The organism is Citrobacter sp. Cf118 (assembly GCF_030334095.1).
In the GTDB taxonomy this organism is placed as follows: Bacteria; Pseudomonadota; Gammaproteobacteria; order Enterobacterales; family Enterobacteriaceae; genus Citrobacter; species Citrobacter freundii.
This window is the reverse complement of sequence record NZ_JAOWES010000088.1, coordinates 401,390-422,459: the sequence shown is the minus strand read 5'-3', so window position 1 is coordinate 422,459 and position 21,070 is coordinate 401,390. Positions and strand designations below refer to the sequence as shown.

Here is a 21,070-nt window from a genome sequence, read left to right as displayed (position 1 = left end):
TGCAATATTCGTCTTGTTACACAGATTTATTAATCAGCGTATTTATTACAGGTCCTATCGCCTCAAACGCGGTGGGGGAAATAATATCAACATGCGCGCAGTCGTGGCGGTAAACATCCAGACTGGATATCCACGGGGCCCAGCTACGTTCAGGGCTGACACCCGGCACTAAGGTACGCTCAGCAACGAACAGCGTGGCGTGACCTGCAAACGGCACGCTGTGCGCCGTGGTGAGCAGGCGAACCGCATCGGCGTAGTTGCCTTCGATCGCGTTAAATAAGGCCTCTGACGCATTCCCCTGCTGCGCCGCCAGAAAGGCTTCGCGTTCACGCTCGATCTCCGCCAGCACCGCTGGATCCAGCCCATTGGCCTCTTTTTCTTGCCAGTTTTGCGTCTCTGGCGGCCAGGTATCCAACAGACCTAGGAATGCAACCGTCTCTCCTCTGGCATGTAAGCGCGCGGCGATCCCCTGTGCCAGCGTGCCGCCCAGCGAATAACCTAATAAATAGTAAGGTCCGTGAGGTTGTTGACTGAGCAGCGTTGCCAGGTGATGTTCGCATACCGAGTCGAGATTTTCCGCCGTTTGCATCGGGCCATCCGGTCGTGGCGACTGAATACCCATAATCGACCACTGAGGGCTGAGATAACGCGACAGCACGCTAAACTGCCAGGCAAAACCCGACGCCGGATGGAAGCAGAACAACGTTGGGCCGTGACTTTCACGCAGTGGCAATAGCGTCTCGAATCCCAGACGCTGCGACTGTTCATCATCATTGCTCTCCAGCAATGCGCTCAGTTGTTCCACGGTGGAAGCCACCATAATCTGCCCGGGCGTCACCTGACGCTCAAAAATGCGGCTCAACTGCGCTGCCAGCTTCATCGCCAGCAGCGAATGCCCACCAAGCGCAAAGAAATCAGCCTCTACATCATTCACCTCACAATCCAGCAAGGCCGCAAAAGACTGCGCGATGGTGGTCTCAGTCCCTGATCGCGGTGCGCGCCCGGAAACACGCGACGTCAACTGCGGCATCGGTAGCGCTTTACGATCCAGTTTACCGTTCGCGCTAAGCGGCAACTCCGCCAGTTGTAACAATACCGTCGGAACCATGTGCGCAGGCAGTTTTTCGCGCAGACGTTCCCGCAACACAGCCGTATCCAGCGGCAAACCCGATTGCGACACCAGATACCCCACAAGTTGACGCGCATCGCCGCCTGTCGCCGCAGCCTGGTTGAATACGCAGGCATGGGCAACGGCATGCTCGACATCAGGCAACTGCTGCATCACCCGGTCAATCTCGCCGAGCTCAATGCGCTGTCCACGAATTTTAAGCTGGTCATCGCTGCGCCCGAGGTATTCCACCGCGCCATTTTCCAGCCAGCGCGCCACATCTCCGGTACGGTACATACGTTCACCGACGTTAAACGGATCGGCGATAAAGCGGCTCGCCGTCAGATCCGGACGCCCCAGATAGCCTTGCGCCAGTTGGATCCCCGTCAGATACAGGTCACCCGCTACGCCGAAAGGCACCGGGCGCATCATGGCATCCAGAATGCGTAAACCGGTATTCCATACCGGATAGCCAATCGGTACGCTGTTGCCGGTTACGGCAGCGAGATCTTCTCCCCAGGCCGGATACCAGCTCACATCGACCGCAGCTTCCGTTGGTCCGTACAAATTGTGCAGTGGCGCATGAGTCAACTGCTCCCACTCACGGCATAAATCGGCTGGCAAGGCTTCGCCGCTGCAAAATACCCGTTTCAGAGAGGCACAACTCTCCCGCGCGGTTTCCGGCGTCAGTGAAGCGACAAAAGCGGCCAACATAGAGGGGACAAAGTGCGTGGTCGTCACCCCATAACGGGCAAAGAACTGCTGCATCGCCAGCGGATCGCGGTGCGCTTCAGGTTCTGCCATGACCAGTTTTGCCCCGGCAATAAACGGCCAGAAAAACTCCCATACCGAGACGTCAAAACTGCATGGCGTTTTTTGCGCCACCACATCATCTGCGGTCAGCGGATAGTGATTTTGCATCCACAGCAGACGGTTAACGATGGCGGTTTGCCCAACCATCACCCCTTTTGGTCTACCGGTAGAACCGGAAGTAAAAATGATATAGGCCGTATGATTGGGTTGAGATAGCGCCAACGGAGCAGCATCTTCTGCTGGCAGCGGCGAGTCATAGCAGAGACTTTCCAGCCCTGGGATATCGCAAAAACGCGCCAGTTGCTCTTCAGTCGCTATCAACAATTTTGGCTTCGCGTCTTCGAGCATCATCCGCAGGCGATCGTCCGGGTATCCGGTATCCAACGGCAGCCAGGCAGCTCCGGCTTCCACAATACCGTGCAGCGCCAGCGTCAGGAACACAGAACGCGGTAATGCCACAGCTACGCTGTCGCCAGGACGGACGCCGCGTTCGCGCAGAAGGCTCGCCAGCGCCACGACCTGCTGGCGCATTTCGCGATAGCTAAACTGATAACGGGCATCGGCCAGCGCCGGGGCATCCGGCGTTTTATCGGCCTGCTGTGTCACCAATGCGCTAAGCGTAGTGAACGGGATCTCCACGGTCGTGTCGTTAATCTTCGCCAGCCGCTCATGTTCTGTAGGCAACAGCATCCCGGCGTCGCCGCAGCATAGCGACGGATTGTCAGCAAACTGCTCGATAAGCCCGATTAAACGCGAGGCATGCTGCGCCAGCGTTTCTGCATCGTAGCGCTGTTTATTGGCCAGGATTTCAATACTCAGCCCGCCGTTTTCATCCGGGAACAACGCCAGTTCAAGATCGTTCACCGGTCCTGTCGCCAGCGTATGAGTTTGCGCCTGAACGCAGGGAATATTCAGATGATAGTCGAATATTTTCACGTTCAGCACCGGGCCAAACAGCGGCTCTGCACCGGCTGCACGCCCGCTGTCGCGAACGATTTGTTCGGCATCATAACGTTGATGCCGACGCATTTTCTTCAACTGTCCGGCCAGTCGTTGTGCAAGCGCAGGCAAGTTTTCTGCCGCATCCAGCCTCACACCAAATGGCAGAACGTTTAAAACCGGTCCAGTGGACGTCAACGCCGCCGAGCCCATGCGCCGCATAAAGATAAACCCGGCGGCATAATCCATTCGGCTGCATAAACGTCCCAGCCACAATGCCACCAGCGCGAGGGCCAGATCCGCACGCTGAACGTCAGGCATGCGTGCCGCAAGCCGGCGAAACGCTCCTTCAGGCGCGGTTAACTTCATGCGAATAATATCCGCGCTGGCCGAGCGTCCCGGCAACGGATTGTTCGACAGCGAAGCAGGAGGTGGGAGTTGCTTTCGCTGCTCGCGCCAGAAGGCGCCGTCCCGTTGCCAGGCATCACTTTGACGGTACTGTTGATACTCTTCCACCACCTCGGCGAACGGCGTAAAAGGCGAGTCTGGCGTAGACTCGCCATCTAGCCATGCGCGATAGATTGCGGCTATCTGGCGGGTAATGGCCGGGAAGCTGAAGCCATCGACCAGCAAATGATGGTAACGCTGATACCAATACCAACGTTTATCTCCCACCTGTATAAGCTGGTGAAAAACCAGCGGCTTATTGCCGTCAGCACGTATGTCCTGCTGCAGGTCTGCCTGCATCAACGCACGCGCCGCCTCATGTGGGTTGGATTTTTCGCGCAGATCGATGATTTCGGGTTGCGCAAAAGTGAGCGCAGGATCCACCCATTGCCAGACCTCGCCGTTATCTTCGCTAAACTGCATTCGCAAGGTATCGGCCTGCTCCAGGCCCGCCACAACCGCTTTCGCCAGCAACAACGCGTCCAGTTCGCCGGTTAATTCTACGTAGTGCGCCACGCTCCACGCCGAGGGCAATGTGGAGAGTTTTTCCGCCATCCAGATCCCCGGCTGAGCCGCCACTAACGGTAAACGCTGAGTCATGGAGCCTCCTGCATATCGACATAGTTCGCGGGCGTCAGCGTGGTCCAGTTTGCATCCAGCCATTGCTGGCAGGCTTCCTGGGATTGGGGTTCGCAAGCAATTTGCCAACCAGCAGGAAGTGAACACTGCTGCGGCCAAAGGCTAAACTGACGTTGGGGATTTTGCAGAATGTAAAACTGGCCCTGCGGATTATCGAAGGGGTTACTGAATTCCATACTCAACTCCTGTCGTGGAACGTCGTCCGGTTAAATCGTGTCGGTAAGCGGTTGCCAGAGCGTCATTAGCCCTTGCATCAGACCGCCGCGCCAGCAAAGCGCATCGTGTCCACCATCAACCTGACGCCAGAAAATAGACTGTGGTGCAGAAGGTAACTGGGCATATAACGCCTGATTAGCGCGATAAATAATGGGCTCGCGGATCCCCGCTTCCAGGACAATACGCAGTCCCTGAGCGCTGATGGTCCCGGTCTTCAGTTGCTCGACGATCGCTCCGTCCTGACCACCACCACGATGCGGCCACCAGTAAGAGCCCGACTGGCTAAGAACACAGCCAAAGCGCGCGGGCCAGTTCAGCCCGGCATACAGCGATGACAACCCGCCAAAACTTTGTCCGGCGACCACAGTACGCTGCGGATCGTCACTGAATGCGGTCGTCGTCTTCACCAGCGGCAACAGCTCCTCTTGTACCGCCAACCAAAAATCCGCGTTACACGGCAGTTCGCGGCTACGGTGAGTCGTGTCGATGGCATCAATCAGGAGATAAACGGCAGGAGGAAGGTGTCCACGATGCGTAAGTGAAGTTAGCGCAGGCCAGACCGGCATACTCTGTGCCCAAAACTGCCCATCCAGCAGGATAGCCAGCGGACGAGATTCCGCTTGGGCCTCACCGGTGGTAAATACCCATACGCGACGCGTATTACCAAGCCTTGCGCTACGCCATTGCAGGCAAACTGCGGGTGAATCGGGGTTTTCAGGTCGATCCCATCCGGGCTGTACGGGCGCCTCCGGCATTTCCAGCGCAGACACCGCATGACCGCGACCGCCCTGCCAGCTCTGCGGATTAAGGGGATCGGCAATGGCCTGCGGCAGCAATTGCCGCCAGCCTTCACGCAGTGCGCTTCGGTCAGGCGCTGCGCCCACCGCCAGCGAGGAAAAGATATCGTTTCGTGTTGTCGGGATAAAACAGTAGCTGCCGCGCCAGTTGGCGCTGAGAGAAACACGCCAGCACCAAACATTTGTTCCATCAATGCGTTGCATCGACTGAGGGGTAGCGTTTTGATGATGATCGGTGACGCCAGTGATATAGACCCACACGCGATGAATGGCTGACTCTTTCTCCGTTCCCTGCGGGTCACGCCACCAGAAGGTTACACGATAATTTCCGTTGTCTTCACGCTCCCACTCCGGGCCTTTTTTTGACTGCCACCACGCCTCGCTTCCCATCTTTAACGTCGTCACCGCCATAACCCCATGTTTATTGTGAAATTTTATGATCTAGCGTGAAATATATTGATAATATTATTGATAACTATTTGCATTTGCAATAGCGTATTGTCGCGCTGTGGGAAGCGCGCACAGTTTTTCACCACTTATAAACCGACCTGGCACTGCGTACTTTTTCTGGAATGGATAGTTTACGCAGATGCGGGCGACATCAGACCAAATGCCGCACCGAGGCACATTGGTACTCGTGGCTAAAAGAACAGCAGGACATACAATGAACAACAAGATTCATTCACTGGCCTTATTGGTCAATTTAGGGATTTACGGGGTAGCCCTGCCAGCAATGGCAGAAGATCAAACCGATAGCGTAGCTGTCTCTCATGAAGACACCATCGTCGTTACCGCCGCCCAGCAGAACCTACAGGCGCCGGGCGTTTCAACCATTACCGCTGATGAAATTCGTAAGAACCCTCCCGCTCGCGATGTGTCGGAAATCATCCGTACCATGCCTGGCGTTAACCTGACCGGTAACTCAACCAGCGGTCAGCGCGGCAACAACCGCCAGATCGATATTCGCGGCATGGGGCCAGAAAACACCCTGATTTTGATCGACGGTAAACCGGTTACCAGCCGTAACTCCGTACGCCAGGGCTGGCGCGGCGAGCGTGATACCCGCGGCGATACCGCCTGGGTTCCACCGGAAATGATTGAGCGTATTGAAGTGCTGCGCGGTCCTGCCGCGGCACGCTATGGCAATGGCGCAGCTGGCGGCGTGGTGAATATCATCACCAAAAAAGGCAGCAATGAATGGCACGGTTCCTGGGATACCTATTTCAACGCCCCGGAACACAAAGACGAAGGATCGACCAAGCGCACCAACTTTAGCCTGAATGGTCCAATGGGTGGGGATTTCAGCTTCCGCCTGTACGGTAATCTCGATAAAACCCAGGCCGACGCATGGGACATCAACCAGGGTCATCAGTCAGAACGTACCGGCACATATTCAAATACCTTACCAGCCGGTCGTGAAGGGGTGATCAACAAAGACATTAACGGTGTGGTTCGCTGGGATTTCGCCCCACTCCAGTCACTGGAATTGGAAGCCGGTTATAGCCGTCAGGGCAACCTGTATGCGGGCGACACTCAAAACACTAACACCAACCAACTGGTGAAAGATAACTACGGGAAAGAGACCAACCGTCTTTACCGCCAGAACTATTCTCTGACCTGGAATGGCGGCTGGGATAACGGCGTCACCACCAGCAACTGGGTACAGTACGAACATACACGTAACTCCCGTACGCCTGAAGGTCTGGCGGGCGGTACTGAGGGTATCTTCGACCCGAATGCGTCACAAAAATATCTCGACGCCGACCTGAGTGACGTCATGCTGCACAGTGAAGTCAGCATTCCGTTAGATCTGCTGGTCAACCAAAACCTGACGCTTGGTACCGAATGGAACCAGCAACGCATGAAGGACATGTTGTCCAATTCACAGACCTTTATGGGCGGTGATATTCCAGGTTCGAGCAGTACCAACCGTAGCCCATACTCAGACGCAGAGATTTTCTCTCTGTTTGCTGAAAACAACATGGAACTGACCGACAGCACCATGTTGACGCCGGGTCTGCGTTTCGACCACCACAGCATCGTTGGCGACAACTGGAGCCCATCTCTGAACCTGTCCCAGGGTCTGGGTGATGACTTCACGCTGAAGATGGGGATTGCGCGAGCCTATAAAGCACCAAGCCTGTACCAGCTCAACCCGAACTACATTCTGTACAGCAAAGGCCAGGGTTGCTACGCCACCGGTTCCGCGACGGGCATTGGTTGCTACATGATGGGCAACGATGACCTGAAGGCCGAAACCAGTATCAACAAAGAGATTGGTCTTGAGTTCAAACGTGACGGCTGGCTGGCCGGGGTAACCTGGTTCCGTAACGATTACCGCAACAAGATTGAAGCGGGTACGGTACCGTTCGACAGAACGTCTATCACCAGCAAAGGGAAGACGACTTACACTGATATCTATCAGTGGGAAAACATTCCTAAAGCAGTGGTTGAGGGTCTGGAAGGTACGTTGAACGTACCGGTTAGCGAAACCGTTAACTGGACCAACAACATTACCTACATGCTGCAAAGTAAGAATAAAGAGACCGGCGAGCGCTTGTCGATTATTCCTGAATACACGCTGAACTCAACGCTGAGCTGGCAGGCGCGTGAAGATTTATCGCTGCAGTCAACCTTCACCTGGTACGGTAAACAGCAGCCGAAGAAATACGATTACCAGGGTAAACCGGTAACCGGTAGTTCGGCGAGTGAAGTCAGCCCGTACAGCATCGTCGGCCTGAGCGCGACCTGGGATGTGACGAAAAATGTCAGCCTGACTGGCGGCGTCGATAACGTCTTCGACAAACGTCTGTGGCGTGAAGGCAATGCCCAGACCACGGGCGATATTGTAACCGGGAACTATATGGCGGGCGCAGGCGCGCACACCTATAACGAACCGGGCCGGACGTGGTTCATGAGCGTTAATACGCACTTCTGATAACGTTTCTCCCTCTCCTCGCTACGGGGAGAGGGAAACAATAACGACGATGCACACAACGCACACAACGCTCACTTTCGCAGACCACACGCTGCACATTGTCGAGTTCGATCCCGACACCTTCCAAGAGCACGACCTGTTCTGGCTCCCCCACCATACTCAGCTTCAATCCTGTGGGCGTAAGCGTAAAGCTGAGCACTTAGCGGGGCGTATTGCCGCAGTAAATGCATTACGTGAATACGGTATCAAAACTGTGCCCGGCATCGGCGGGCAGCGACAACCGCTGTGGCCACAAAAGTTGTTTGGCAGCATCAGCCACAGTACGTCAACTGCGCTGGCGGTGGTATCGACGCATCCCGTCGGACTGGATATAGAAGCTATTTTTACGCCACAAACCGCAGTTGAGCTGACTGGCGGTATTATCGACAACAGCGAACAACGAATTTTACAGCTCAGTTCTTTGCCCTTTCCGCTCGCCTTAACCCTGGCGTTTTCCGCCAAAGAGAGCGTGTATAAAACATTTTCCGCGCAGGCATCAGAGCTGCCGGGTTTTGCCAGCGCCAAAATAGTTGCACTCACAGCGACACACTTAACGGTGCAAATCACCCCGTCATTTTCGCAAAACCTCGCCGGACAGGAAGTTAATGTTCGCTGGTTTCAGCATGATGAAAACATCATTACTCTGTGTGAAGCGACTTTGTAACAAAGTCCGCCATTGACCGGCGTTGCCGCCCGTGTTCATCAAAGTTCTCCGCCGCCAGCCAGCGCTGTAACACGGCGTCACACTGGGGCCATTCGCCGTCAATCATCGATAACCAGTCGCTGTCGCGATTGCGGCCCTTACGCACAATCTTCTGGCGAAAGCGTCCTTCGAAGATAAACCCAAGGCGCTCCGCCGCCCGTCGAGAAGCGGTGTTCAGAGAATCGCATTTCCACTCCACGCGACGATAACCCAACGCAAACGCCTGGCGCAGCAGCAGCCAGATGCTTTCGGTGCCAAGTACCGTATTTTTCATGCGCGGTGACCAGGTCACATGACCAATTTCGACCGAACCGTGCTCTCGTTCGATCGCCATAAAACACACCAGTCCGACGGCACGTCCGAAACGCTGCTCAATGACGGCATAGGGAACCAGAGAGGCATCAGTGGATTTCCCCTCAACCCAACAAGCTGCAGCCTCAACGCTTGTGGGGCGAGAGCTTGCAAGCCAGGTCCAGTCGCGATCGTCCGGTGCCTGCGCGTAGGCATCAAACAGATCGGCGGCATGGCTGTCGGCATCCAGAGGAACCAGTCGACAATATTGACCGACAAGCGTTTCCCGTGGCAGTACGGCAGCGCCATTCCAGTCCGGCACAACATCGCCGACGGTCTGCCCATAAAGATTTATTTCCGGCACGATTCAACCCCTGTTGCGAAGTAAAAAATAGTTATAACACCGGCCATTTCACCTTCAAAGCGTCACCAGGGAATATCTGACAACGAACAGAAAATCAGCCGCCCTTCTATACTGATTAAAAATCAACGCTGAAGAGAGTCTTATGCCACTTCCCGATTTTCATGTTTCTGACCCTTTCACGTTAGGCATTGAACTGGAAATGCAGGTGGTCAATCCTCCGGGCTACGACCTGAGTCAGGATTCTTCCCGGCTGATTGACGCCGTAAAGCCACTGCTTACCGCCGGAGAAGTGAAGCACGATATCACGGAAAGTATGCTGGAGATGGCGACCGGAGTTTGTCGCAATATCGACCAGGCGAGTGCTGAATTATCCGCCATGCAGCAGATAATCACGCGGGTTGCTGCAGAGCAGCACCTCGCCATTTGTGGCGGTGGTACGCATCCATTTCAAAAATGGCAACGTCAGGAAGTCTGCGATGACGAACGCTATCGGCGCAACCTGGAAAATTTCGGTTATCTTATTCAGCAGGCGACGGTGTTTGGCCAGCATGTGCATATCGGCTGCGCAAACGGCGATGATGCCATTTACCTGCTGCACGGCCTGTCGCGATTTGTTCCGCATTTTATTGCGCTCTCTGCCGCTTCACCTTATATGCAGACGTCCGACACGCGGTTTGCCTGCGCGCGACTGAATATATTCTCCGGATTTCCCGATAATGGCCCGATGCCATGGGTGAATAACTGGCAGGAATTCGAGGGGCTATTCCGTCGGCTGGCTTACACCAGCATGATTGATAGTATTAAAGATTTACACTGGGATATCCGTCCCAGCCCGCACTTTGGCACGGTAGAGGTTCGGGTAATGGATACGCCGCTGACCCTTGATCATGCGGTCAATATGGCAGGGCTTATTCAGGCTACCGCCCACTGGTTACTCACCAAACGTCCGTTCAAGCACCAGGAGCGTGATTACCTGTTGTATAAATTCAATCGTTTTCAGGCCTGTCGCTTTGGTATGGCGGGAATCGTCACCGACGTCAATACCGGCAACGGTTGTCGCTTGTCAGATGACACATTGCGACTACTGGAGAATATTGCGGGCTCTGCGGATAAAGTGGGCGCGGCCAGCGCGATTGAAGCTATACACCTGCAGGTTAAAAATGATCATGATGAAGCACAAAACATGCGTGACTTCGTCGCCGAAGGCGGATCACTGAGTGGTCTGGTGAAAAAACATTGTGAGATTTGGACCGGGCTTTGAGCGTGGGAATTTGCGTTGCCCGCAGAGATCCCGGACAATGGCTTTTTAACTCAAGTTTAACAATGTTATGAAACACCCGCTTGAATCACTGATGACCGTAGCAGGGATCCTGCTGCTGGCTTTTTTGTCTTGCCTGCTGCTGCCCGCCCCCTCGCTTGGCCTGGTGCTGGCGCAAAAACTCGTCGCCATTTTTCATCTGATGGATCTCAATCAGTTTTATACTTTGCTGTTTTGTCTGTGGTTTTTACTGCTGGGTGTGATTGAATATTTGGTGCTGCGCTTCATCTGGCGGCGCTGGTTCTCGCTGGCGGATTAGACCCGCGAGAACCCTTTGCTGTTAATGCGTTCGGCTATGATTTTCTTTGCGATAAGCGCCCGGCGGCTGGCTGAACGTACGGGTGAAAATACGCGTAAAGGTCTGCTGCGAATCGAATCCGTATTTCAAACAGATGTCGTACACTTTCTGGTCGGTATCGCGTAGATCGCGCGCGGCCAGTAGCAGCTTACGTTCCCGAATGTAACGCCCGAGGCTTTCGCCTTTATACTGCATAAAAAGACGCTGCAGGTGCCATTTTGAATATCCCGCATGGCGTGCAATATCATCAATGCGCAATGGTTGATTCAAATTATCATCAATCCATTCAACAATCGTATCAATTACCTGAGCAGAAATCGTCATCATGCTCTCCCCTGTATTCATTGAGTCACCTGTTGCCACCAGGCCGTAAACAGTTGGTCCGGTTCGGACAGTATTACCGGTTCACCCAACATTGGCGTCAGCAATCGGTAATTGTAACGACGGCTGGCAAGCGCCAGTCGTTTGTAAGGATCATCCCAGGTATGTTTCGCCAGAACGAAACGACCTGCATGCCCTGGTAGAACGGCTTTCGCATGCAGATCGACCGCAGCCTGTGCCGTCTCTTCCGGCATCATGTGAATAAACTTCCAGTCATGGTCATACTGGCCGTTCTCCATAATCGCCAAGTCAACCGAGCCAAACTGCTCGCCGATGGCTTTAAAATGCGGTCCATAGCCGGAATCGCCGCTGTAATAAACGTTCTGCTCCGGCGTTTCAAACATGAAACTCGCCCATAGCGTCTGATTGCGCTTGATGCCTCTCCCCGAAAAATGACGGGCTGGCAACGCATGAACGATCAGCGAATCCGTTACTCTGATGGATTGATTCCAGTCCATCTCGTCGATTATCTCGCCACGCATTCCCCAATAACGTAGATGTGACCCTACGCCAAGCGGCGTAATCACCCGCTTAATTTTCGGCATTAACGCCTTGATCGTGGCGAGATCCAGATGGTCATAGTGATCGTGCGAGATAATGAGCAGATCGATCTCCGGCATCGTCTGTGCGGACCACGGATAATCACCGACAAAGGCTTTGTTCAGGAATGAAAGCGGTGCGGCATAGTTGCTAAACACGGGATCGATCAGGATACGTTGACCCGCCAGCTGCAAATACCACGAAGAGTGACCCAGCCAGACAAGCGTGTCCTGCTCTGGAGATAACCCGGCGAGATCGGTCGCCACCAATGGCAACGGATGTGCTGGCCGCGCATTTTCGCGCTTAGCGACCAAAAACTCCCACCAGGCAGCCAGCATACTTTTGTTGCCGGTATAGCCCGGTGTTGGCACCTGGTTATGAAACTGTCCATCACGATAGTGCGGTGACTGTTCAACCTGACTCAGCTGTGCCCCTTTCGGTGCCTGACCAAACCCGGCATTGAGTAAAAACGGTAAACTTGCAGCTGCGCCAATGAGCATAATAACAACCACACAAACTGTGAGACGCTTCATATCCTGACCTTAAACACGCCCCCTTTCCGCTGGTTTGCGTGACTGACTCTTGATTATGAGTGAGTAAGCACTCATTATAGAAATCGAAAGTTCGCCGTCAAGATGATTTTCAATCTTTGACATTCACCGTTGCGGTGCTGCAAAGGCCGTGATTCAATCATGCTTTTTACAACTTAAGGGTAAAGTGTAGTGGCTCGTCCGAAGAGTGAAGACAAAAAATTGGCATTACTGGAAGCTGCAACCACAGCATTTGCACAATCAGGTATTGCGGCGTCTACCGCCGTAATTGCCCGCAATGCAGGTGTTGCGGAGGGAACGTTGTTTCGCTATTTCGCGACCAAAGATGATTTGATCAACGAGCTTTACCTCTTTTTAAAGCACGATCTCTGTCAGTCGATGATGGCAAATCTGGATCGCTCAGTGACCGATGCCAAAACCATGACTCACTATATCTGGAACAGCTACATTAGCTGGGGCCTGAACCATACCTGTGGGCATCGCACGATTCGCCAGTTAGCCGTTAGCGAGAAAATCAGCAAAGAAACAGAACAGCAGGCTGACGATATGTTCCCCGAACTGCGCGATCTTTGTCATCGTTACGTACGACCTGAGTTTATGTCTGACGAATATCGCGCCTTTGGCGATGGCCTTTTTCTCTCTTTGGCGGAAACCACCATGGAGTTCGCTGCCCGAGACTCTGCCCGGGCCAAGGAATACATATCGATGGGATTTGAAGCGATGTGGCGCGCTCTAACCCGCGAGGAACAATAATGGACGGCCAAACCCTGCCTACCTGTGCGAAACGCCTTGCGCTCGAACTGCCTTTTACCGAACACTGCTGGCCATTCGGCCCGGAATACGATGTCTTCAAGGTTGGCGGTAAAATTTTTATGCTGGTCACGGAGCTTCGCGGACGTCCGCTTATTAACCTGAAATCCGATCCGCAAAAATCACTGTTAAACCAGCAGATCTACCCCAGCATTAAACCCGGCTATCACATGAATAAAAAGCACTGGATCTCGGTCTATCCGGGCGACGACATTACCGAGTCATTACTGGCAGAGCTGGTGAATGATTCCTGGCACCGCGTCGTTGACGGCTTGCCGAAGCGGGATCAAAAACGCCTGCGTCCAGATTGATTTATCGCTAACCCCGATAAGTGTTTTTGCATTTTCCTGTCTTATCTTTTTCCTGCTAACCCTGTACCCTGCTGAAACAAAACGTACCCGCAGGGTATAAAAAACCACCAGGAGTAGTTATGGATATTGTTTCTGTCGCCTTAAAACGTTACTCCACTAAGGCATTCGATCCGACTAAAAAACTGACCGCTGAGCAGGCAGAAAAATTAAAAACGCTGCTGCAGTTTAGCCCATCCAGCACCAACTCTCAGCCATGGCATTTTATCGTTGCCAGCACTGATGAAGGTAAAGCGCGTGTGGCCAAATCCGCAGCCGGCGGCTTTGTGTTCAACGAACGTAAAATGCTGGATGCATCCCACGTAGTAGTGTTCTGCGCCAAAACGGCGATGGACGACGCGTGGCTGGAGCGCGTGGTGGATCAGGAAGAGAGCGATGGCCGCTTCGCCACCCCTGAAGCTAAAGCTGCAAACCACAAAGGTCGTACCTTCTTTGCTGATATGCATCGCAAAGAACTAAAAGATGACAACCACTGGATGGCAAAACAGGTGTACCTGAACGTTGGTAACTTCCTGCTGGGCGTTGCAGCAATGGGTCTGGATGCAGTGCCGATCGAAGGCTTTGATGCGGCGGTGATGGATGCAGAGTTTGGTCTGAAAGAAAAAGGTTTCACCAGCGTAGTGGTGGTCCCGGTGGGTCATCACAGTGTAGAGGATTTCAACGCCACGCTGCCGAAATCCCGTCTGCCGCTGGAAACAACGCTGACGGAAGTCTAATCCCCGCATTTGCATAAGCTCCGCACAGCGGTCATCATAGACCGCTGTTTATTAAGGAGACGTTATGCAGGAATTGATATCTCAGGTAGAAGAACTCGGCATTGAAATAAATCACACCACTTCGCTGGTGATGATTTTTGGCATTATTTTTATCACCGCCATTATTGTTCACGTTATTTTACACTGGGTGGTATTACGCGCATTTGAAAAACGCGCCAGCACCAGTTCCCGTCTGTGGTTGCAAATTATCACGCAGAACAAATTATTCCACCGCCTGGCGTTTACGCTGCAAGGTATCATCGTCAATATACAGGCCACGCTCTGGCTACAAAAAGGCAGTGAAGCAGCAGATATATTAGTGACTTGCGCACAGCTGTGGATCATGATGTACGCCCTGCTGTCCCTGTTTTCTCTGCTGGACGTTATTCTCAACCTGTCACAAAAGCTCCCAGCCGCATCCCAATTACCCTTAAAAGGTATATTTCAGGGTATCAAACTGATCGCCGCCATCCTGGTCGGGATCCTGATGATTTCCCTGCTGATTGGCCAATCGCCGGCAATACTGATAAGCGGCCTGGGTGCCATGGCAGCCGTATTAATGCTGGTGTTTAAAGACCCGATTCTCGGTCTGGTGGCCGGAATACAGCTCTCGGCCAACGACATGCTTAAGCTTGGTGACTGGCTGGAAATGCCGAAATACGGTGCAGACGGTGCTGTTATCGATATTGGTTTAACCACCGTCAAAGTGCGCAACTGGGATAACACCATCACCACGATCCCCACCTGGTCACTGGTATCAGACTCTTTTAAAAACTGGAGCGGAATGTCGGCTTCAGGTGGTCGGAGAATTAAACGCAGCATCAGCATTGATGCCACCAGTATCCATTTTCTTGATGATGATGAGCGTCAGCGACTGCATAAAGCACACCTGCTGAAACCGTATTTGACCACGCGTCACCAGGAAATCAACGAGTGGAACCAGCAATTAGATGCGCCTGAATCGGTATTGAATCACCGCCAAATGACCAATATTGGCACCTTCCGCGCTTATCTGAACGAATATTTGCGTCATCACCCGCGTATTCGCAAAGATATGACGTTAATGGTGCGCCAGCTTGCGCCAGACGATCACGGATTACCAATCGAAATTTATGCTTTTACCAATACGGTGGTCTGGCTGGAATATGAAAGTATTCAGGCTGATATCTTCGACCATATCTTTGCGGTGGTCGAAGAGTTTGGCCTGCGCATTCATCAGTCGCCTACCGGAAACGATATTCGCGCACTGTCTGGCGCGTTTCAGCGTTAATCTGCAGAATAGATAAATCACCGATCTCATCACCAGGATGAGATCGGTAGAAACTTAGCGGGACTTACGACGCAGCAGTTTAAAGGCCACAAACAAGAAAATGATCCACACTGGCAGCAGGATAGCTGACAGGCGCATCTCATCCATCGTACACATCAGCACCAGGATCATGCCAAGGAAAGCAATACACAGGTAGTTCCCTGCTGGATACAGCAGCGCTTTAAACTGTGTGTCACGTCCTTTGCGACGCATCGCCGCCCGGAATCGCAGATGTGCCAGGCAGATCATAATCCAGTTCAGCAGCAGCGTCGCCACCACCAGCGCCATCAGCAGGCTAAAGGCCTTTTGCGGCAGCACATAGTTGATCAGTACCACCAGCGACGTAATAGCACCGGAAAGGATCAGTGAATTCACCGGTACGCCGCGACGGCTGACGCGGGTTAAGAACTTCGGTGCGTTCCCCTGAACCGAGAGACCAAATAGCATACGACTGTTAGAGTAGACGCCACTGTTATACACCGACAGCGAAGCCACCAGGATGACAAAGTTCAGCGCAGAAGCCACCACGTTGCTATCAAGATTATGGAAAATCATCACAAACGGGCTGCTGTTGGATTTCACTTCCACCCACGGGTATAGCGCCAACAGCACCACCAGAGAACCGATGTAAAACAGCAGAATACGGTACACCACCTGGTTTACCGCCTTTGGAATGCTTTTCTGCGGATCCTGCGCTTCCGCGGCGGTAATCCCGATAAGCTCCAGCCCGCCAAAGGAGAACATAATCACTGCCAGCGACAGAATTAATCCGTTCCAGCCGGTAGCAAAAAAGCCGTTGTAACGCCACAGATTATCGATGCTTGCATGTTCCCCGCCGTTACCGGAAAACAGCATCCACACGCCAAAACCAATCATGCCGATAATGGCCAGCACTTTAATCAGTGCAAACCAGAATTCCGTTTCGCCATACAGACGTACGTTGACCAGATTGACGGCGTTGATGATCACGAAGAATGCCGCGGCCCAAATCCAGGTCGGGACATCGGGCAGCCAGTACTGCATGTAGATCCCGGCCGCTGTCAGTTCCGCCATACCGACCAGCACAAACATCACCCAGTAGTTCCAACCGGACAGAAAACCCGCGAACGGTCCCCAGTATTTATAGGCAAAGTGGGCAAAGGATCCGGAAACGGGTTCTTCCACTACCATTTCGCCCAGTTGACGCATAATCAAAAAAGCGATGATCCCGGCAACGCCGTAACCCAGTAACACCGCAGGTCCCGCCATCTGAATAGCCGGGCCAATGCCCAAAAACAGGCCCGTACCAATTGCACCGCCCAGTGCAATTAACTGAATATGGCGGTTTTGCAACCCTCGTTGAAGCGTCGGCTCATTTGTTGACGCGGCATCAGACACGCTGGTGTCAGATGCAGTTGACGCGTTTTTCACGCCCTTCCCCTGTGTCGTTTTTATTGAAGGGGCTTCTTTTAACATTTCAACTTGGTTGTCGCAAGGCGCAATCGATTGGATACGCCGGGCTTCCTTGCCCAACGCACCGAGGCTCTGCAGAAAAACAATAGAAAGAAGGCGAGTTGTTATTGTTTATTCAGGTCAATACGTACCACGTTATCTGACGCAGAGGTGGAGTGGTCTTTATTAAATTTCTGTTTCACGGTGACAAACAGGGTTTGCCCATCTGCCGAGAGCAGCAGGCTGTTGGGGTTAGGCGGTAAGTCCCAGCTTTTCTTCACACTGTAGTCGGTCGCATTCAGGCTGAGTAATTTCCCTGAATCACGCTGGGTAATATAGATTTCGTTGCGTTTTGCGTTGAATTTCACCGCCAGCGAATCACCCACATCCAATTTTTTCAGCAGCTTACCGGTATGGATATCCAGCACCAGGGTGGTCTTCGCTTTCGAGTTGTCGGTAACAAACAAGCGACCCGTTTGCGCGTCCTCTGCCATATTCAGCAGCAGCGCAGGTTGTTCCCCCAGCGGCTGCCAGCGTTTCTCAACACGCTGATTACGCGGGTTGATGACAAGAATTTCACCGCCGCCGTTAGCCGCATAAATTCGCTGCGTCACGTCGGAATAATGCAGTCCGGTCATCCATTTACCCGTATTTTTAATGCGGGTTTTCAGTGTCAGGGTTTCAGCGTCAACCACCCAAATCACCGCCGGATCCGCCACGGCGCCAATATAGAGCAAGCCGTTATGCAACAGAACCTGACGTGCACCGTACGGGAACCCTTCTGGGTTACGTTCCGGGAACAATACGCGATTTTTCACTTTACCGTCAGCGGTATTCAGCGCGCTCAGGCCGCCATCCAGTGAGTTGGTGACATACACCGTTTTACCGTCCGGCGAGATAGCCATACCAAAGTTTTTCATATCGGTATGACTCAAGCCGAGCGTTTTAAGCGTTTTCGGATCCAGCTTGTAAACCACACCGCCCTGCACATCTTTAAATCCTTCGGCGCTGGCAACGTACAACGCATCCCCTGTCGGGCTAAGCGCCATTTCATATAACCCAGCCGCCAGCGCGCGTTGCTGTACATCGGTGACGGTAGGTTGCGTTGTTTTTTCCGTAACGCTGGCGTTGCTGGCTGGCGTGGTATGCGGCGCACAACCGCTTAACGCCGCAACAATCAGCAATGCCAGCGCGGATGTTGTTTTTTTCATTGTAGGGATCCTTACCAGAAGTAATACAGAGAGTTAATAATAAAAGAGAATGAGAACTATACGCATTATCTTTACTGAATCAAGAATAATTACCCGAGAGTAAAAAACATGAAACAGAGGTTTGAAGATGCAGACAGGTGCGCGCGACTTCCGGTTTTTCATAATTACAGTGAATTATTCTGGACGAAAAGGCATCGCAGGCCACAGAATGCGCTTTACTGTTTTTCTAACATTTTCAAACGGGTGAACCTGTTGTACTTCAGCCACTCGTTTTTTAGCCAGGCCAGGCAACGACTGTCATGAATAAGATCATCAAACGACTGGAAATCGTCAAAAGCGCTATTGAACTGGAAGATGAGGAGATTATTTTCCAGCAGGTGGCGCATCTTAAAAATGAACCTTTGTCAGTCGTACCTGGCACCATTGTGCAGGCGATCGAAGAACGACGTTTTAGTGATGCCCTGCGTGAAATCTCGGCCTGGCTGCAATCTCAACGGGCAGTCTCTACGTGGCAGGATCCAGCCATTGCCGCCAGTAAGCTGGAACTCAAAGCGCTCGAAACACAGCTGCGTGACCTGATCGATAAGCGCAACACGCGCATTCAAATCCTTGATGATTTCAACGATCTGTATCACCTTCGTCTTGGACCGCTGATGAGCCGCATTCTCGAACTGCGTAAACAGCTCGCCGCCAGCGCCCAGCGCAAACAGGAAGCGGAGCGAAAACGCCGGGAAAAAGACTATCAATCCTGCCAGCACTATATTTCCCAGGCTGTTGATCAACTGGCCAGGCTCAAGCAGCACTGGATGAACCAGAATTCAGATTCGCGCGAATCGGTAGAAACACGCCAACGTATTCAGCAACAAACGGAACTGATTACCGCCCTGCTGGCGGAGATTCGTGAGTTGGAAAACGACTTTTCTCGCCAGGACGACAGCGCAACCCGTCAGGCACAGGAAGAGGCCAGCCATGAATATGATGAATATCAGGAGCAGCAGCAGGATGCGCAGCATCGTTTTAGCCGTGACCAGCGGCTTTCCTCTGATGAACGTAATGAGCTAAAACGCCTGTGGCGTCAGGCCAGCCGTCTTTGCCACCCGGACGTGGTAGCCGATGATCTGAAAGAGAAAGCGCATCAGATGATGGTGCAGCTTAACCAGGCACGCCAAAATGCCGATCTTGCCGCCGTCCGGGCGCTACTGACTCAATTGCAAAGCGGCCTCGAACCGATGATGGCGAGTGACCGATTGAACGATTTGCAGCATTTACGCAGCAAAATACAACAGCTCAGAGAACACATTAACGCGCTGCTGCAAGAGATTACCGAACTGGAAGCGGAGAACGCCTGGCGGCTTGCCACCTCCGTGACAGATAAAGAGGCCTACTTCTCCGATCAACAACGGGCGCTTACGGAAATCCGCAATACGCTGGAACAACAGGTGCAACAGGTTGAGCAGGAGCTGTTGGCGGGCTAAGCGCTATCGCTAACGCATTAAGACAAAATGACACCTGCAAGCCAGATTTCAACATTAGGCACAAAAAGACCAAAAAAGGATAAAACACCAATCATTTGCTTTAACGTAGAAATATCATCTGGAATAATCCTATTTTTAGCCGATAGGTGTAAATTCGGCAATATTTCCCTCTTCTCCTGACCTTCCACCTCCTACGTCCTGGCCAGGATTAAGAATTCTCCTATCCTCAATTAATCCCATGAAGAAAAATGAGTATCTTATTGAAATTAAAGCCATTACATATAAATACCTTTCTTTAACCCTAGGAATACCCTGCCTTTATACAAACCTCCTTCTTATTATTATCCCGATCCATAAGCGAAATCTATCAATCATTTACGCAGAGCTGAAATAAACGATTTATCTTAAATTTTAACAAAGTGTAATATCCACTTTAAGGATAGTTAATGATTCTAATTAATACAGAGAATTTCTGTTTGATCTGGAATTAATAAGGATACGTTCACAGCACAGAACGTTATACGAGATTTAATTAACATTTCACGCGTCGCAAGAAACTCTTTTTTAACCTAAAAAAAGAGGCGACTGCTTGCACCAAAATTTCAAGGAGATCGTTATGTCAAAAGCTATTTTTTTGGGTGACTCAATTTACCCTTGGCTAGGCATGCGAGAAATCCTACGTGGCTCATCATTATTTATTGATATCACGTACTACTCCTCCCAGACACTTTCTGCTGTCAAAATGCTCCCTTATGAAACGGATTGCATCATCATTAATCCTGACAAATCAGATTTTTTAAAATATGCCAGGATTATCCGCAACATGGCTTTACGACCTGTCACCAAAATTATTGTTTTGGCAGATGAAGCTACCTTTGCCATTTTTCAAACCGTTTGCGGGAAGAACATGCAATTTCTCGATCAAGACACCAGCCTTGATCAGCTATTACAGACCGTCACACGTATCACGCAAAACAAAAAACAACAAAGTATCAAAGAACTACACACAAAAATTACAGCTAACGAATTTAACGTAATGATGATGCTTGCCCGAGGATGGTCACTGACACAAATCGCCGGGGCATCACAAAAAAGTGAAAAAACCATCGGGGCGTACAAAAGCAATATTGCCAGAAAACTCGGCAAAAATAACACCCGGCTCAAGTACACCATTTCCCACTATAGCCAGCCGTAACTGACTTATTTAAGGACAATTATCACGGTTATTATTTAAAGAGGTTTTCTTTCGACTCGCTTTTTTAATTCCGCATCGCACGGAAGGGAGCCCTATTTCCAAAATCCATTACCGGGTAGCACATCCGCGTGCCA

General features: G+C 52.1%; 19 protein-coding genes. 10 read left to right on the top strand and 9 right to left on the bottom strand.

Features of this window, described 5'->3' with window-relative positions; translation table 11 throughout:
- Window positions 1–16: 16 nt before the first annotated feature.
- Genes entF through fes form a run of 3 tightly spaced genes read right to left on the bottom strand, consistent with a single transcriptional unit; the run spans window position 17 to window position 5,370 of the window.
- Window positions 17–3,907: an enterobactin non-ribosomal peptide synthetase EntF gene (gene entF / locus OGX67_RS22100; protein WP_257651661.1), complete on the bottom strand. Its 3,891-nt coding sequence runs from the start codon at window positions 3,905–3,907 to the stop codon at window positions 17–19.
- Window positions 3,904–4,122 carry an MbtH family protein gene (locus OGX67_RS22095; protein ID WP_003022015.1) on the bottom strand — a complete coding sequence of 73 codons (219 nt, stop codon included), beginning with the start codon at window positions 4,120–4,122 and terminating at the stop codon, window positions 3,904–3,906. The genes entF and OGX67_RS22095 overlap by 4 nt, the downstream gene beginning before the upstream one ends.
- A gap of 30 nt (window positions 4,123–4,152) precedes the next feature.
- Window positions 4,153–5,370 (bottom strand): enterochelin esterase, encoded by a 1,218-nt coding sequence (gene fes / locus OGX67_RS22090; protein ID WP_141399940.1) that lies wholly within the window; start codon window positions 5,368–5,370, stop codon window positions 4,153–4,155.
- Window positions 5,371–5,623: 253 nt separating this feature from the next.
- On the opposite strand from fes, the gene OGX67_RS22085 reads away from it, so the two are divergent.
- Window positions 5,624–7,897 (top strand): TonB-dependent siderophore receptor, encoded by a 2,274-nt coding sequence (locus tag OGX67_RS22085; protein WP_003835658.1) that lies wholly within the window; start codon window positions 5,624–5,626, stop codon window positions 7,895–7,897.
- Window positions 7,898–7,946: 49 nt separating this feature from the next.
- Window positions 7,947–8,600: an enterobactin synthase subunit EntD gene (gene entD / locus OGX67_RS22080; RefSeq protein ID WP_286527283.1), complete on the top strand. Its 654-nt coding sequence runs from the start codon at window positions 7,947–7,949 to the stop codon at window positions 8,598–8,600.
- On the opposite strand, the gene OGX67_RS22075 is transcribed toward entD, so the two are convergent.
- Entirely contained in the window at window positions 8,575–9,294 is a 720-nt protein-coding gene (locus OGX67_RS22075; RefSeq protein ID WP_003835662.1) for a GNAT family N-acetyltransferase, read from the bottom strand. The two genes, entD and OGX67_RS22075, sit on opposite strands and share 26 nt — an antisense overlap.
- 142 nt (window positions 9,295–9,436) lie before the next feature.
- Between OGX67_RS22075 and OGX67_RS22070 the strand changes: the two genes are divergently transcribed.
- Window positions 9,437–10,555 carry a YbdK family carboxylate-amine ligase gene (locus OGX67_RS22070; protein ID WP_257651663.1) on the top strand — a complete coding sequence of 373 codons (1,119 nt, stop codon included), beginning with the start codon at window positions 9,437–9,439 and terminating at the stop codon, window positions 10,553–10,555.
- Window positions 10,556–10,622: 67 nt separating this feature from the next.
- On the top strand, window positions 10,623–10,871 hold the full coding sequence (locus OGX67_RS22065; protein WP_008784044.1) for a DUF1158 domain-containing protein: 249 nt from the start codon (window positions 10,623–10,625) through the stop codon (window positions 10,869–10,871).
- Window positions 10,872–10,892: 21 nt separating this feature from the next.
- On the opposite strand, the gene OGX67_RS22060 is transcribed toward OGX67_RS22065, so the two are convergent.
- Window positions 10,893–11,234: a RamA family antibiotic efflux transcriptional regulator gene (locus tag OGX67_RS22060; RefSeq protein WP_003021996.1), complete on the bottom strand. Its 342-nt coding sequence runs from the start codon at window positions 11,232–11,234 to the stop codon at window positions 10,893–10,895.
- Between the two features lie 17 nt (window positions 11,235–11,251).
- The gene (locus tag OGX67_RS22055) at window positions 11,252–12,364 is read right to left on the bottom strand and encodes an MBL fold metallo-hydrolase (RefSeq protein ID WP_003021993.1); all 1,113 of its coding nucleotides are present in this window, start codon (window positions 12,362–12,364) and stop codon (window positions 11,252–11,254) included.
- A 189-nt stretch (window positions 12,365–12,553) separates the two neighbouring features.
- Here OGX67_RS22055 and OGX67_RS22050 point away from each other — a divergent pair, with 189 nt between their 5' ends.
- From OGX67_RS22050 to OGX67_RS22035, 4 genes are all read left to right on the top strand, one after another.
- A complete protein-coding gene (locus OGX67_RS22050) occupies window positions 12,554–13,135 on the top strand; it encodes a TetR/AcrR family transcriptional regulator (RefSeq protein ID WP_003021988.1) in 582 nt (193 codons plus the stop codon).
- The gene (locus OGX67_RS22045) at window positions 13,135–13,503 is read left to right on the top strand and encodes an MmcQ/YjbR family DNA-binding protein (protein WP_032948764.1); all 369 of its coding nucleotides are present in this window, start codon (window positions 13,135–13,137) and stop codon (window positions 13,501–13,503) included. Before OGX67_RS22050 ends, OGX67_RS22045 begins: the two co-directional genes overlap by 1 nt.
- A gap of 119 nt (window positions 13,504–13,622) precedes the next feature.
- Window positions 13,623–14,276, top strand: a complete 654-nt coding sequence (nfsB, locus tag OGX67_RS22040) for an oxygen-insensitive NAD(P)H nitroreductase (RefSeq protein WP_103856652.1) — start codon at window positions 13,623–13,625, stop codon at window positions 14,274–14,276.
- Between the two features lie 64 nt (window positions 14,277–14,340).
- A complete protein-coding gene (locus OGX67_RS22035; protein ID WP_148373788.1) occupies window positions 14,341–15,585 on the top strand; it encodes a mechanosensitive ion channel family protein in 1,245 nt (414 codons plus the stop codon).
- Between the two features lie 54 nt (window positions 15,586–15,639).
- On the opposite strand, the gene pheP is transcribed toward OGX67_RS22035, so the two are convergent.
- Entirely contained in the window at window positions 15,640–17,034 is a 1,395-nt protein-coding gene (gene pheP, locus OGX67_RS22030) for a phenylalanine transporter (protein ID WP_003021979.1), read from the bottom strand.
- Between the two features lie 146 nt (window positions 17,035–17,180).
- Window positions 17,181–18,266 (bottom strand): YncE family protein, encoded by a 1,086-nt coding sequence (locus OGX67_RS22025; protein WP_257651665.1) that lies wholly within the window; start codon window positions 18,264–18,266, stop codon window positions 17,181–17,183.
- A gap of 299 nt (window positions 18,267–18,565) precedes the next feature.
- On the opposite strand from OGX67_RS22025, the gene OGX67_RS22020 reads away from it, so the two are divergent.
- A complete protein-coding gene (locus OGX67_RS22020) occupies window positions 18,566–19,741 on the top strand; it encodes a coiled-coil domain-containing protein (protein WP_257651666.1) in 1,176 nt (391 codons plus the stop codon).
- 17 nt (window positions 19,742–19,758) lie between these two features.
- Here OGX67_RS22020 and OGX67_RS22015 read toward each other — a convergent pair whose 3' ends face one another.
- Window positions 19,759–19,929, bottom strand: coding sequence for a hypothetical protein (locus tag OGX67_RS22015; RefSeq protein ID WP_257651667.1), 171 nt, complete (start codon window positions 19,927–19,929; stop codon window positions 19,759–19,761).
- Window positions 19,930–20,357: 428 nt separating this feature from the next.
- Between OGX67_RS22015 and OGX67_RS22010 the strand changes: the two genes are divergently transcribed.
- A complete protein-coding gene (locus OGX67_RS22010; RefSeq protein ID WP_003835695.1) occupies window positions 20,358–20,936 on the top strand; it encodes a LuxR C-terminal-related transcriptional regulator in 579 nt (192 codons plus the stop codon).
- The last annotated feature ends 134 nt before the right edge of the window (window positions 20,937–21,070 follow it).